This window comes from Serratia sp. 2880STDY5682894, from assembly GCF_001537385.1.
Lineage (GTDB): Bacteria > Pseudomonadota > Gammaproteobacteria > Enterobacterales > Enterobacteriaceae > Serratia > Serratia nevei.
In genome coordinates this window covers 86,668-100,630 of the sequence record NZ_FCJA01000013.1, presented here as the reverse complement: position 1 = coordinate 100,630, position 13,963 = coordinate 86,668, and the positions used below count along the sequence as shown (strand labels likewise).

The window sequence follows — 13,963 nt, the reverse complement described above, 5'->3', positions numbered from 1 at the left end:
TGCCATGAACCTGAAACAGATCCGCTATGCGCTGGCGGTGGCGGAAGAGCTGAACTTTACCCGGGCGGCGCAGCGCTGCCATACGGTGCAGTCGGCGCTGAGCCACCAGATCGCCAAACTGGAAGAAGAGCTGGGCTGTACGCTGTTTGAACGCACTTCGCGTCGGGTGCGGTTGACCCCCGCCGGCCAGGCTTTCGTGGCCCCTGCGCAGCGCCTGTTGGCGGCGCAGCAGGCGCTGGTGGAGGAGGTGACGGCGGCCGACGGCGCGGTGTCCGGCACCCTGACCATCGGCACCATTTCAACGATAAACGTGATGGCTCTGACCGAAAGGCTCGACAAGTTTCATCGCCACTATCCGGCGGTGAATATCCGCCTGTACGTCGGCATGAGCGAAGCGCTGCTGGAGGACGTACGCCAGCAAAAATGCGATATGGCGTTCGTCGGCATCTGGCCGGGCGATGCCGATCTGCTGCCGATGTCGCACCGGCAGTTGGCCGATGAGCCGCTGGTGGCGCTGGTGGCGCCGCAGCATCCGCTGGCCGGCCGCGAGCGGGTGAACCTGCAGGCGCTGGCGGAAGTGCCGCTGGTGGATTTCTACAGCGGCACCGGCGCGCGGCGCCAAACCGATCGCGCCTTTCAGGCGGCGGGCATTCGTCGGCACGTCAGTTTTGAAATCGATCATATCGAATGGCTGGAGAATTTGGTGCGGCGCGGGCTGGCGGCGGGCATCGTACCGATCTCGACCGCGCAACGCTTGAGCGCGCTGGTGTCGATTCCGATTGAAGACGGGCCGCGGCGCCAGGTGTATTGCATTTGGCCGCAGCCCATGTCGACTATCGCCGAGCGCTTTTTGCATTTCAGCGGCATCGATATGGCGGGGTAAGGGCGCGGCACAGGCGGCGCCCCTGAGCGGTTACGGCTTCGCCGCTTCGGCGGCGGTTTTCACCCAGCCGTCGAAGGTGGCCTGGTGCGCCTTGATCCAGCCGTTGACGTGGTTCTGGATGTCGGCTTCCGAAGCCTGGCCTTCATGCATGCGCAGGTTTTGCGCGTTGATGTCGGCGATCGGCAGCTTCATGATGGCGAACAGCTTGGCGGCCGCCGGATTGGCTTCGGCCCACTGCTTGTTGGCGGCGATGCGCATGGTGTTGACCGGGAAGCCGTAGTTGGCGCCGTTAGGCAGCTTGGTGTCGACGTTCTTTTGCTCGCCCGGCAGGGAGGAGAACGGCACCTGTAGCCAGACCACGTCGCGCCCCGGCACCATCACATCGCTGACCCAGTACGGCGTCCAGGTGTAATACAGCACCGGTTTGCCCTCTTTGTAGCGGGTGATGGTGTCGGCGATCATCGCCGCGTAGTTGCCCTGGTTGTGTTCGACGGTATTGCTCAGGCCATAGGCCTTGATGTGGTGGTTAATCACCGCTTCGCAGCCCCAGCCCGGGGTGCAGCCGGTCAGATCGGCCTTGCCGTCGCCGTTGGTGTCGAACAGCTTGGCGATCTTGGGATCCTTGAGCTGCTCGACGTTGGTGATGTGGTACTGTTCGGCGGTTTTCTTGTCGATCAGGTAGCCCTGCGCGGCGCCGTTGACGTAGACGCCTTCGCGGTAGAACTTGGCGTCGCCGCCGGCGGCCTTGTACTGATCGGCGTGCAGCGGATCCCAGTTGACCGCGATAAAGGTCGCGTCGCCGGAGGCGATCGAGGTGTAGGCGACGTTGTAATCCACTTCACGCGGTTCCTTCACGTCGTAACCCAATTTTTCCAGCGCCTTGCTGACCAGCAGCGTCTGGAACGTCTCTTCGGAAATGGTGCTTTGCACCGGCTGTACCGCGATCCCCTTACCGGGTAAATCTGCCGCGCTCACGCTCTGTGAGCCGATCAGCGTCGTCAGGGCGAGAGCCCAGATGCCCGTAGTGCGCATAGTGTTTCCCCTTTTTTCGATGTGGTGGTGTCATAGCCCGCCGGGGCCGCAGCCGCCGGCGGGAAAAGCGTCAGGCTTGTTTGATGAACGGGCGAGTCAGCAGCCCGATGGGGCCGCGGCGATACCAGCGGCCGATGCCTTTGCTGCGGCGATCGCGCCCCAGCGATTGGGTGAGGCGATCGAGAATGATCGCCAGGATCACGATGCCGACGCCGCCGACGGCGGCCAGGCCCATGTCCAGCCGGCCGATGCCGCGCAGCACCATCTGGCCCAGACCGCCGACGGCGATCATCGAGGCAATGACGACCATCGACAGCGCCAACATCAGCGTCTGGTTAACGCCGGCCATGATGGTCGGCATCGCCAGCGGCAGCTGCACCTTGAACAGCAGCTGACGCGGGCTGGCGCCGAAGGATTCGGCGGCCTCGATCAGATCCTCCGGCACCTGCTTGATGCCCAGAATGGTCAGGCGCACGATCGGCGGCAGCGCGAAGATGATGGTCACCACCACGCCCGGCACGTTGCCGATGCCGAACAGCATGACGATCGGCACCAGGTAGACGAAGGCCGGGGTGGTCTGCATGGCGTCGAGCAGCGGTCTAATCACCTTGGCGGCATGCTTGCTGCGCGCCAGCCAGATGCCGAGCGGCAGGCCGATAAGAATGCAGAAGAACAGCGCGGTCAGCACCAGCGCCAGCGTGACCATCGCCTGCGACCAGGCGCCGATGGCGCCGATGGCAACCAGGGAGAGCAGCGTGGCGGCGCCCATGCCGAGGCCTGAGACCTGCCAGGCGAGCAGCGAGAACACCAGAATGGCGATCGGCGCCGGCATGCCCAGCAGAAGCTGCTGGAAGCCGCTCAGGATCATGTCGACCGGCACGCGGATGCCCTGGAACAGCGGGCGGAAGTGCAGCACCAGCCAGTCGATGCCTTGTGTGACCCAGGCGTCGAACGGCACCCAGGCTTTGTGGAACGGATCGAGCAGGCTGAAGTGCTCCGGCTGCGCCGGGGCGCCGCTGAGCCAATCGGTGCCTGACGCGGCGGCGTCATGGGCGGCCGGCGCTGGCGTGCTGGACCAGGCGTCGCCGGCGTTGGCGGCGGCATCGTTTGTGGGTGCGGCGCCGGCATCGGCCGGTGCGGTAGCCCAGGGATCTTGGGTTTGCGTGGTATCACTCATTGGCGGAGCCCTCCTTGTCCAACGCCTGCAGCAGCATGGCCTTGGAGATGATGCCGAGATAGTTATGTTCTTCGCACACCACCGGCACCGCGCACGGCGCCTGGGCGACCAGGGAGATCAGATCGCTGAGCGGCGTGTCGGCCGGCACGGCGGCGGGGGCCTCGAGCAGGGCATCGTCCAGCGTTTGATTGGCGGACAGCGCTTTTTTCAGCGACTCTATCGACACTACGCCGATAAATTTCTTCCCGCGTTCAACAACATAACCATAATCTCGGTCCTCATCGCGCAGCAGCTGCAGCGCCGAACGGGGGCCAAAACCGGGGGTTTTGCGGATCAGCGTCACCGGGCGCCGTTGGGCGATATCCTTGGCGCTGAACACATGACTGATGTCCACGCCGCGGAAGAAGGTGCGCACATAGTCGTTGGCCGGGTTATTCAGGATCTCGTCCGGCGTACCGACCTGGATCACCTCACCGCCCTGCATGATGGCGATGCGATCGCCGATGCGCATCGCTTCGTCCAGATCGTGGGAAATAAACACGATGGTGCGTTGATGCTGGGCCTGTAATTTCACCAGCTCATCCTGCATTTCGGTACGAATTAACGGATCGAGCGCCGAGAAGGCTTCGTCCATCAATAATATATCCGGGTTATTGGCCAGGGCGCGGGCTAATCCCACGCGCTGGCGCATACCGCCGGATAATTCATCCGGATAAGACAGCGCATAATTCTCCAGCCCGACCTGGCGCAGGGCATCCAGCGCTTTTTCCTGGCGCTCCTGCAGCGGTATGCCGGCTAATTCCATACCGAAGGCGGTATTATTCAGGACATTCATGTGCGGCATTAGCGCGAATGACTGAAATACCATGCTGATCTTATTTCGCCGCACGGTACGCAGCGCGGTGTCGGATATTTTGGCGATGTCCTCACCGTCGATCAGTACCTGACCGCGGGTGGGTTCTATCAGACGATTGAGAAGGCGTACCAGGGTGGACTTGCCGGAACCGGAGAGCCCCATGATGACAAATATCTCGCCTTCTTCAATGGCCAGAGTGGCGTCTTTTACGCCGAGCGATAAGCCGGTTTTTTCAAACAGCCGATCTTTTGTCAGACCTTTATCCAGCAGTTTGAATGCGCGTTCCGGGTGTTCGCCAAATATCTTATACAGGTTCTTTACTTCAAGTTTAATTGCCATGCAATTTGCTGTTTCCTCTGGTTTAATTAAAGCGATATGAGCTGTCCTTAGCAAAATAAAAGAGCTTTTTACCCTAACACAGTGAATATCTGAGACAACCCTGAATGTCGTTTAAATGGGATATTAGTGGTTTACATCAAGGTTTTAATTAGTTATGGTAATTTGGCCCGCGACTCAAAATTGACGGCCGTTATTCGCCATAATGGATTGGTTTTGGGGGAAATAACGCGGCGTGAAGCAATGGGATATTTCGCTTCTGCGTCTGCCGTTCGGATAATAAAAAACCCGACCAGAGGCCGGGCAAAAGTCATCAGTATTTCATCAGTTTTAACGACAGGTGCCGATATCGAGGGGGATATCGTCGGGCGCTATGTTATCGCCGTAATATGACAGCCAGATGGCAGCCTCAGGCCTTGCGATACAGCCGCCGCGGATGGCCGATATTGCCGTACAGCATCTCCACCCGCACGAACTGGGTGGCGACGCAATATTCCAGATAACGGCGGGCGGTGGTCTTGCTGATGCCGACCTGCTCCACCACGTCTTCCACCGCATGCGCCACCGCCGGCTGGGCGATAAACAGCGCCTGCACCAGCTCGAGGGTATTGGTTTCGATGCCTTTGGCGCTCGGCTCGCTGGAGAACTGCTTCGACTGCAGGTTGTACAGCGCATCGACGTTGTCCTGATCGATAATCTTGAAGGTGCGCTGGGTCTGCACGAACTGCATGAAGCGTTCGAGCGAATTGCGCAGCCGCTTGTAAGACACCGGCTTGATGATGTAGTCGAAGGCGCCGTTGCGGATCGCCTGGCTGCAGGTATGCATGTCGCTGGCGGCGGTGATGAAGATCACCGAGCAGGCGGGGTTCTTCACCGCCGGTTCTTCCATCAGCTCGATGCCCTGGCCGTCCGGCAGGAAGTTATCCAGCAGAATCAGCCGCGGCTGATGCGTATTGGCTTTGGCCCGCGCTTCGGCCAGCGTGGCGGCGTAAGCCACCACCCGCAGGTTGAAATTTTTCTCGATGAACTCCGCGTGCAGCGTCGCCAGTTGCGGCTCGTCTTCCACGATCAGAACGTCCAGTGCTTGGTGTGACATAATCGGGTGCTCAAAAAATCGGGTTATGGGTTTTATTTAGGGATAAATATAGAGAATATCGCGCCGTGCGGCTCGTTGTCCGACACTTCTATGCTGCCGTGCGCCTGCGCCACGTGGCTGGCGACCAGATGCAGGCCGATGCCGTGGTCGCTTTTATCCGCTTTGGTGGTGACGCCCTGTTCAAACAGCGTATCACGAATCTCCTCGGCGATGCCGGTGCCGCGATCCGCCACCTCGATCACCAGCTCGTCGCTGCCGTCGCTGATATAAAGCTCGATCGCTTCGTGCGGGGCCGGGTAGTGCAGCGTCGCCTCCACGGCATTATCCAACAGGTTGCCGACGATCGACATCAGTTCGGTCTCATTCAGCGCCGCCGGGATCTGCCGCAGCTGGCAGGCCGGATCGAAGCGCAGCTCGATGCCTTTTTCTCTGGCGCTGGAGTATTTGCCCAGCAGCAGGCCGCACAGCGCCGCCGAGCTGAAGCGCTGCGAGATGAAATCGAGGATTTCCTGCGCGCCCTCCGACTGGGCCTCCACGTAGCGGATGGCCTCGTCGTAGCGCTGCATATGCAGCAGCCCGGCCAGCGTGGCGGTCCAGTTCAGCTGCTCGTGGCGCATGATGCGCAGGTTGTCGGCATAGCGTTTCACCTGGCTGAGCTGGCTGCTCAGGGTATTGATATCGTTCTTGTCGCGGAAGCTGATCACCCAGCCTTGCAGCTCCTGTTCCTGCATGATGCGCACCCGGCTGGCGATCACCCGCACGTGGTTGAAGCGGCACACCTCGTCATGCGTATCCTGGCCCAGCTGCGCGGCGGCGAAGAAGTTCGGCTGCGCCTGGATCACGTCGCCGATCGGCCGGCCCAGCAAGCCGGCGGCGGGCTGGTGCAGATCCAGCAGCTCGCGCGCCGCATGGTTGATGGTGATGATCCGCAGCTGCGGATCGATGGCGATCACCCCTTCATAGATGGCTTCCAGCAGCGCTTTTTGCTGGCGAACCAGCAGCGCGATCTCTTTCGGCTCCAGCCAGAACATCTGGCGCTTGAGGTTTTTCGACAGCAGCCAGGAAAAGACGAACAGGGCGATCAGTAGCAGGACGATGGAGCCGATAATTTGCGTCAACGTCCTGGCATTTAAATTATCGATATGCGATTTCAAATAGCCGACCGAAACGATGCCGATCACGCGATTATTTTCATCCACGATCGGCGCCTTGCTGCGCAATGAAACGCCAATGCCGCCCTTGCGAATGGAAATAATGCTTTTTCCTTCCAGCACCTCTTTATTATCGCCGCCGATCATCGGCGTGCCCAGGCGGCCTTCATATTCGGAATGATAAAGGTGGCGGGCATGATTATCGCCGATGACGATATAACTGGCGTCGCTGCTGGCGCGGATTTTTTTCATCAGCGCGGCGATCCGGGCGGCGTCGTTGTTCTCCACTGCGTCCACCAGCGAAGGAATGAGGGCGATTTCCCGCGCCTGTACCTGGGCGCGGGCGCCGAGATCGCGGTGCAGCTGCGCATCCAGCTGGTAATAGGTATAGGCGCCGATACAGGTCAGCAGCAGGCAGGAGAAGGCCACCAGGCACAGAAACAGCTTGATTTGAAATGAGAGTTTGAGGCGCATGGCGGTGCTTCACCGTAAAGAGATCCTGAAGCCTTACCCTATCACGAGAAGCGGGGTCTGTAATATTGCGCCCGATCAACTTGTGATCCCTCACACGGGATTAGAGTGAACCGGACGAGAATTGTTCGTCTGCGATAAAGTTGATAAGCTTTAAAATAAAAACGGTATTAACACCATTAAAACCACGCCGGTTTTTACATAATCTTAATTAACCCCATAGAAACCATAACCACCATTAAAAACCCTTTTTAACTTTGAACATAATCACAGCAGATAATCCGTGCGCTTCTCTATGATGGCTGAACAAACTAATAAGAGGCCAGATTATGAGCACAACAGATGATTCTTACCTCGTAGCCAAAGACAAGGCCGCCGATATTCCTCTGCGTGAGAAATGGTGGCGGATACTGGACAATTATAAAGTAGGGATTATTCCGTTACCGTTCTTTATTCTGGCCGGTGTATTGATTCTGCTCGACTGCCTGGAAGGCAAATTGCCGAGCGATATCGTGGTGATGGTGGCCACCCTGGCGTTCTTCGGTTTCGCCTGCGGCGAATTCGGCAAGCGCCTGCCGCTGATCGGCAAAATGGGCGCGGCGGCGATCTGCGCCACCTTCATTCCTTCCGCGCTGGTGCACTACGGTCTGCTGCCGGACGTGGTGGTGGAGTCGACCACCAAGTTCTACAAATCGACCAACATTCTTTATCTCTACATCTGCTGCATCATTGTCGGCAGCATCATGAGCATGAACCGCCAGGTGCTGATCCAGGGCTTCCTGCGCATCTTCATTCCGATGCTGTGCGGCGAGATCGTCGGCATGCTGGTGGGGATGGGCGTCGGCATGGCGCTGGGCCTGGAGCCGTTCCAGATCTTCTTCTTCCTGATCCTGCCGATCATGGCCGGCGGCGTGGGTGAAGGGGCGATCCCGCTGTCGATGGGCTACGCGGCGATCCTGCACATGGAGCAGGGCGTGGCGTTGGGGCGCATTCTGCCGATCGTGATGCTCGGCAGCCTGACTGCCATCGTCATCGCCGGCCTGCTCAACCAGCTGGGCAAGCGTTATCCGCACCTGACCGGCGAAGGCAGCCTGATGCCGAGCAAGCAGGGCGACAGCGACATGAACGCGGTGGAAAAAATCAGCGGCAAGGTGGACGTCAGCACCATCGCCTGCGGCGCGCTGCTGGCCATCCTGCTGTATATGGTGGGCATGCTGCTGCACCGCCTGATCGGTCTGCCGGCGCCGGTGGGCATGCTGTTCGCCGCCGTGGCGGTGAAGCTGGCGCACGGGGTGTCGCCGCGCATTCAGGAAGGCTCGCAGGTGGTGTACAAATTCTTCCGCACCGCCGTGACTTATCCGATCCTGTTCGCGGTCGGCGTGGCCATCACGCCGTGGCAGGAGCTGGTGGACGCGTTCACCGTACAGAATCTGATCGTGATCGTCACAACCGTCAGCGCGCTGGTGGCGACCGGTTTCTTCGTCGGCAAGAAAATCGGCATGCACCCTATCGACGTGGCGATCGTCTCCTGCTGCCAGAGTGGGCAGGGCGGTACCGGCGACGTCGCGATCCTCACCGCCGGCAACCGCATGTCGCTGATGCCGTTCGCCCAGATCGCGACGCGTATCGGGGGCGCTATCAACGTCTCGCTGTCGCTGCTGGTGTTGGCCAAGTTCTTCGTATAACTCCTATAAATCCTTAGCGTTACTTTGCCTTTCCCCGCCCCCGCGGGGATTTTTTTTGCCCGCGCGCCGGCCGTACGCGCGGGCAGGGATAATACCGGTTACGCTGCCTGTTTCATGGCGGCGTCGTACCAGGCGAAATAGCGCTCTACGCCGCGGCGGCCGGATTCGAGCAGCGCGCGTTTCTTCTCCTCGCTGATGCCGAACTCCAGCGTGCCGACGTCGAGCGTGTCGACATACACGGTGCGCTTCCAGTCGTCGCTGTCCAGGTGCACCTTGGTTTGGATGTCCAGCATCACGTTGGCCACCGCCAGGGTGAAATCAAACAGGTTGTTGACCGGCGTGCGCGGGCCGGCCTGCCCGGCGGCCTGGGCGATTTCGCCGGCGGAGTCCAGGCGAAGGCCCAGGGTGCGGGTGTTGATGCGCTGGCTGGAACTGTCGATATAAGGCGGCGTGGCGGAAAAGTCATAGTCGAACAGCCGCACCGGGTAGTTGTCGATCATGCCGCCGTCGATGCACAGATCGCCCAGGGTATTGTTCTTCGCCACGAAGGCGAACGGGAACGACATCGAAATGCGCAGGCCGTCCGCCACTTTCATGCGCGGCGTGGTGCGATGCGAATAGACCTCGCGCTGGCCGCTGTTGAGGTTGGCGCCGATAAAGTAAATCGACTTGAACCCTTTCGCCGCTTTCATCGCTTCGAACTGCTCGAAGGTAATATCCGGCTTGCCGGTATATTGCTTGATAATATCGCGCGACCATTGATAGAAATAATCGCCGGGCGCGATGCCGTATTGATTGAACAGGCGGTAGGCGTCCTGGAGCGTACCGAAAAAGCCGCCGTTATAATCGAGGAATTTTTTAAAATCCATCGCCGACAGAATTTTAGTGACGTCCGCCGAGCTGCAGCCCAGGCCGACCAGCAGCGCGGCGATGGCGCCCGCCGAGGCGCCGGAGGTTTGCTTGATCTGCGGCATGATGCCTTTGGCTTCCAGCAATTCCAGCGCGCCGCCATAGGCGATGCCTTTTACGCCGCCGCCTTCAAAGACCAGATTTTCGAATTGATAGTTCATGATATTTCCTCACTCTTGGTTTAGGGAGTAAGAAAAATAACCAAGTGGCGAGCGAGAAAATATGGATTGGGGTTGTGTGGCTCGGCAAACAAAATTATTCATAATAAATATATTATTTATATATTTATCAAAGGCATTTATTAAACAGGCGCATCGGGCCTTTTGCGTCAATACTTAGCGCTGTCCAATTCTCGCAAGGAGTCATCATGTTCTGGAAACGTTGTCTGCTGGGCGCGGCGCTGGCCGTTATGTCATTACAGGCCGGGGCCGCCGCGCCGCAGGCCAAAACCCCGACGCCGGGATTTTACCGCATCATGCTGGGCGGCTTTGAAGTGACCGCGTTGTCCGACGGCGTCATTCGCCTGCCGGCGGACAAGCTGTTGCTCAACACCACGCCGCAGCAGATCGCCGCCGGGTTGGCCGAGCGGCATCAAAGCCTGCCGGTGGTCACCTCGGTCAATGCCTATCTGATCAATACCGGCGACAAGCTGGTGATGATCGACAGCGGCGCCGGCCAACTGCTGGGCGACGGCCTGGGCAAGCTGGTGGATAACCTGCGCGCGGCGGGCTACCAACCGGAGCAGGTGGATGAGATCTACCTGACCCACATGCACCCGGATCACCTCGGCGGCCTGACGCACGACGGCAAGGCGGTATTCCCCAATGCGGTGGTGCGCGCCGCCAGCCAGGACGCGGACTTCTGGCTGAGCGCCGACCAGCTGAAACGGGCCAACGCGGAAAATAAAAGCAACTTCGAAAGAGCCCAGGCGGCGATCAAGCCTTATCAGGCGGCCGGGCACTTTAAGCCATTCAACGGCGACGGCGAGCTTTCGCCGGGCATCGCCGCCTTTGCCGCCCACGGGCATACGCCGGGGCACAGCGTCTATCAGGTGACGAGCCAGGGCAAAAAGCTGTTGTTGCTGGGGGATCTGATCCACGTAGCGGCGGTGCAGTTGCCGCATCCGAAGGTGGCTATCAGCTTTGACAGCGACGCCAAGGCGGCGGTCGCTCAGCGGCTGCGGATATTTGGCGACAGCGCGCGGCAGAGCGAACTGGTCGGCGGCGCACACCTGTCGTTCCCGGGGTTGGGGTATCTGAACCGCCAGGGCGACGGTTACACCTGGGTGCCGTTGAACTACGGCGCGCTGTAACGCACGCTCTTGTTATCGGTTCCGCTCGGCGAACACCCGGCTGAACCAGTCGAGAAACACGCGCACCCGCGGCGAGAGCTGGCGGTTGCGCGGATAAAGCAGCGAGACCGGCATCGGCGGAGAAGGCCAATCCGGCAGCAGCGGCAACAGGCTGCCGTCGGCCAGATCGCCGCGCAGATGATAACGCGGCACCTGAATGATGCCCAACCCGGCGCGGGCGGCGGCGACCAGGCTCTCCGCCGCGCTGACCGACACCGTCGCCGGCAGCGTGATGGGCTGCGCTTGCCCCGCCACCGTGAACGCCAGCGGCATCAGCGCACCGGTCGCCGAAGAGCGAAAGCCCACCATGCGGTGATGGCGCAGATCGTCCAGGCTTTGCGGCGTGCCGAAGCGCTGCAGGTAGGCCGGGGCGGCACAGGTCACCTCTTCCAGCTCGCCCAGGCGGCGCGCCACCATGTCGCTGTCCCGCAGTTTGCCGACGCGCACCACGCAGTCGATGCCCTCCCGTAGCGCGTCCACCAGCCGATCGCCTTCGCTCATATAGAGCTCGATATCCGGGTATTGCGCCAAAAAATCAGGCAAGTCGGGCAACAGAAAATGGCGCGCCAGCGTGCCGTGCACCTCGATGCGCAGCAGCCCGCGCGGTTTGGCGCCGGCGAACGCCATCTCCGCCTCTTCGATGTCCGCCAGAATGCTCAGGCAGCGCTGATAGTAGGCTTCGCCGTCCAGCGTCGGGCTGACGTGGCGGGTGGTGCGCTGCAGCAGCCTGACCTGCAGCCGGGCTTCGAGCTGTTTGATGGCGTCGGTCACGGTGGAGCGCGGCAGGTTCAGATCCTGCGCCGCCTGGGTAAAGCTGCGTTGTTCTACCACGCGGGTGAACAGGCGCATGGCGTCGATTCTGTCCATAATTGTTCGTTTATTTCGGATAGTGATAACGAAGAATAGGGGATTATTCGCCGTGCCGAAAGGTGCATGATGACAACTCACTGACCCAGGAGGAGAGACTTATGCAGCACGCCACTCAACGCGTCGCCATCGTCACCGGCGCATCGCGCGGCATCGGCGCCGCCATCGCCGAGCGTCTGGCCGCCGACGGTTTTACCGTCATCATCAACTATTCAGGCAACCCGGCGCCGGCCGATGAACTGGTGCGCAAGATAGAACAGGCGGGCGGCCGCGCGCTCGGCGCCAAAGCCGACGTCAGCGATGCGGCAGCGGTTTCCCGATTGTTCGACAGCGCCGAACAGGCGTTTGGCGGCGTCGACGTGCTGGTCAACAACGCCGGGGTGATGGCGCTGGCACCGGTGGCGGACATGCGCGATGAAGACGCGGATCGCCTGATCGACATCAACCTGAAAGGCAGTTTCAACACGATGCGCGAGGCGGCGAAGCGCCTGCGCGACAACGGCCGCATCATCAACTTCTCCTCCAGCGTGGTGGGGCTGCTGCAGCCGGGGTACGGCATGTATGCCGCCAGCAAGGCGGCGATCGAGGCGCTGACCAGCGTGCTGGCAAAAGAGCTGCGCGGCCGCAATATCACGGTGAACGCCGTTGCGCCGGGGCCGACCGCGACCGGGCTGTTCCTCGACGGTAAAACCCCGGAGCTTATCGAGCGGCTGGCGAAGATGGCGCCGCTGGAGCGCCTGGGCACGCCGGAAGATATCGCCGCGGCGGTGGCCTTCCTCGCCGGGAACGACGGCGGCTGGATCAACGGCCAAACCCTGCGCGCCAACGGCGGCATCATCTGATTGACGACGCGCCGCCGCAGGATCGGGTATCCTGTGGCGGCACACATCACATCAAGGGCGGTTTATGGCGGGCGACAATCAGCAATTCCAGCACGGCGTGAGATCGCCCTGCGTCAGCCTGTGCCGCATCGACGACGAAACCCAGCGGTGCCGGGGATGTCGGCGCACGCGGGCGGAGATCGCCGCCTGGCCGACCGCCAGCGACGCGGAGAAACGCGCTATTTGGCGGCGGCTTGAGCTGCGTGCGGCCTTCAAGCAAAACACATAGTCGCGGGAGCACGACACGTCGCACTCCCGCGAAAGCCTTTTCCTGATACGGCCAGCCAGCCCTCAGAAATCCCAGTCCTCATCCTCGGTGTTGACCGCCTTGCCGATGACGTAAGACGAACCGGAGCCGGAGAAGAAGTCGTGGTTTTCATCGGCGTTCGGCGACAATGCCGACAGGATAGCCGGGTTGACCTCCGCCATCGCCGGTGGGAACAGCGCTTCATATCCCAGATTCATCAGCGCCTTGTTGGCGTTGTAGTGCAGGAAGGTTTTCACGTCTTCCGTCCAGCCGACGCCGTCGTACAGCTCCTCGGTGTAGCGCACCTCGTTGTCGTACAAATCCTGCATCAGGTCGAAGGCGAAGTTTTTCACCTGCCGGCGCCGCGCGGCGTCCACTTTCTCCAGCCCTTTCTGGAACTTATAGCCGATGTAGTAGCCGTGCACCGCCTCGTCGCGGATGATCAGGCGGATCAGATCGGCGGTGTTGGTCAGCTTGGCGCGGCTCGACCAGTACATCGGCAGATAAAAGCCCGAATAGAACAGGAACGACTCGAGGAACACGCTGGCAACCTTCTTCAACAGCGGATCGTCGCTGCGGTAGTGGGCCAGAATGATGCCGGCCTTTTTCTGCAGCGCGCGGTTTTCCTCGCTCCAGCGGTAGGCATCGTCCACGTCCGGCGTTTGGCACAGGGTGGAGAAGATTGAGCTGTACGAGCGGGCGTGTACCGCCTCCATAAAGCTGATGTTGGAGTACACCGCCTCTTCGTGCGGCGTCAGCGCATCGGCGATCAGGGCCGGCGCGCCGACGGTGTTCTGGATGGTGTCCAGCAGCGTCAGCCCGGTAAACACCCGAATGGTCAGCTGCTGCTCCTTCGGTGTCAGCGTGGCCCAGGAGGGGATATCGTTGGACAGCGGCACCTTCTCCGGCAGCCAGAAGTTGGAGGTCAGGCGGTTCCATACCTCCAGATCCTTGTCGTCTTCGATGATGTTCCAGTTGATGGCGCGCACCAGCGGCGCCGATGTTAGGGTCGTCATAAGTT

General features: G+C 60.7%; 14 protein-coding genes. 6 read left to right on the top strand and 8 right to left on the bottom strand.

The window, feature by feature from the left end; genetic code table 11:
• Window positions 1-4 precede the first annotated feature (4 nt).
• Entirely contained in the window at window positions 5-883 is an 879-nt protein-coding gene (locus AWX27_RS22560; protein ID WP_038872847.1) for a LysR family transcriptional regulator, read from the top strand.
• 30 nt (window positions 884-913) lie between these two features.
• Here AWX27_RS22560 and proX read toward each other — a convergent pair whose 3' ends face one another.
• From proX to proV, 3 genes are all read right to left on the bottom strand, one after another.
• Complete coding sequence (proX, locus tag AWX27_RS22555) at window positions 914-1,915, bottom strand: glycine betaine/L-proline ABC transporter substrate-binding protein ProX (protein WP_033635697.1); 1,002 nt, start codon at window positions 1,913-1,915, stop codon at window positions 914-916.
• 70 nt (window positions 1,916-1,985) lie between these two features.
• Complete coding sequence (gene proW, locus AWX27_RS22550) at window positions 1,986-3,092, bottom strand: glycine betaine/L-proline ABC transporter permease ProW (RefSeq protein ID WP_060425100.1); 1,107 nt, start codon at window positions 3,090-3,092, stop codon at window positions 1,986-1,988.
• Entirely contained in the window at window positions 3,085-4,287 is a 1,203-nt protein-coding gene (gene proV / locus AWX27_RS22545) for a glycine betaine/L-proline ABC transporter ATP-binding protein ProV (protein ID WP_038872840.1), read from the bottom strand. Before proV ends, proW begins: the two co-directional genes overlap by 8 nt.
• Before the next feature lie 126 nt (window positions 4,288-4,413).
• On the opposite strand from proV, the gene AWX27_RS25200 reads away from it, so the two are divergent.
• Window positions 4,414-4,677 (top strand): hypothetical protein, encoded by a 264-nt coding sequence (locus AWX27_RS25200; protein ID WP_139159287.1) that lies wholly within the window; start codon window positions 4,414-4,416, stop codon window positions 4,675-4,677.
• Window positions 4,678-4,693: 16 nt separating this feature from the next.
• On the opposite strand, the gene AWX27_RS22540 is transcribed toward AWX27_RS25200, so the two are convergent.
• Both AWX27_RS22540 and AWX27_RS22535 read right to left on the bottom strand, forming a co-directional pair.
• Window positions 4,694-5,380 (bottom strand): response regulator, encoded by a 687-nt coding sequence (locus AWX27_RS22540; RefSeq protein WP_048234594.1) that lies wholly within the window; start codon window positions 5,378-5,380, stop codon window positions 4,694-4,696.
• A gap of 32 nt (window positions 5,381-5,412) precedes the next feature.
• The gene (locus tag AWX27_RS22535; RefSeq protein ID WP_060425098.1) at window positions 5,413-7,005 is read right to left on the bottom strand and encodes an ATP-binding protein; all 1,593 of its coding nucleotides are present in this window, start codon (window positions 7,003-7,005) and stop codon (window positions 5,413-5,415) included.
• A 326-nt stretch (window positions 7,006-7,331) separates the two neighbouring features.
• Between AWX27_RS22535 and AWX27_RS22530 the strand changes: the two genes are divergently transcribed.
• Entirely contained in the window at window positions 7,332-8,687 is a 1,356-nt protein-coding gene (locus AWX27_RS22530; protein WP_033635692.1) for a 2-hydroxycarboxylate transporter family protein, read from the top strand.
• 98 nt (window positions 8,688-8,785) lie between these two features.
• On the opposite strand, the gene AWX27_RS22525 is transcribed toward AWX27_RS22530, so the two are convergent.
• The gene (locus AWX27_RS22525; RefSeq protein ID WP_060425096.1) at window positions 8,786-9,757 is read right to left on the bottom strand and encodes a patatin-like phospholipase family protein; all 972 of its coding nucleotides are present in this window, start codon (window positions 9,755-9,757) and stop codon (window positions 8,786-8,788) included.
• Window positions 9,758-9,963: 206 nt separating this feature from the next.
• Between AWX27_RS22525 and AWX27_RS22520 the strand changes: the two genes are divergently transcribed.
• Window positions 9,964-10,908: an MBL fold metallo-hydrolase gene (locus AWX27_RS22520; RefSeq protein WP_060425094.1), complete on the top strand. Its 945-nt coding sequence runs from the start codon at window positions 9,964-9,966 to the stop codon at window positions 10,906-10,908.
• Window positions 10,909-10,920: 12 nt separating this feature from the next.
• Here the strand turns inward: AWX27_RS22520 and AWX27_RS22515 are convergent, their stop codons facing one another.
• A complete protein-coding gene (locus tag AWX27_RS22515) occupies window positions 10,921-11,814 on the bottom strand; it encodes a LysR family transcriptional regulator (RefSeq protein WP_048234590.1) in 894 nt (297 codons plus the stop codon).
• 101 nt (window positions 11,815-11,915) lie between these two features.
• Here AWX27_RS22515 and AWX27_RS22510 point away from each other — a divergent pair, with 101 nt between their 5' ends.
• Both AWX27_RS22510 and AWX27_RS22505 read left to right on the top strand, forming a co-directional pair.
• Window positions 11,916-12,656, top strand: coding sequence for an SDR family oxidoreductase (locus AWX27_RS22510; RefSeq protein ID WP_060425092.1), 741 nt, complete (start codon window positions 11,916-11,918; stop codon window positions 12,654-12,656).
• 64 nt (window positions 12,657-12,720) lie between these two features.
• Window positions 12,721-12,924, top strand: coding sequence for a DUF1289 domain-containing protein (locus tag AWX27_RS22505; protein WP_060425090.1), 204 nt, complete (start codon window positions 12,721-12,723; stop codon window positions 12,922-12,924).
• A 62-nt stretch (window positions 12,925-12,986) separates the two neighbouring features.
• On the opposite strand, the gene nrdF is transcribed toward AWX27_RS22505, so the two are convergent.
• A complete protein-coding gene (gene nrdF, locus AWX27_RS22500) occupies window positions 12,987-13,958 on the bottom strand; it encodes a class 1b ribonucleoside-diphosphate reductase subunit beta (RefSeq protein ID WP_038872807.1) in 972 nt (323 codons plus the stop codon).
• Window positions 13,959-13,963 lie beyond the last annotated feature (5 nt).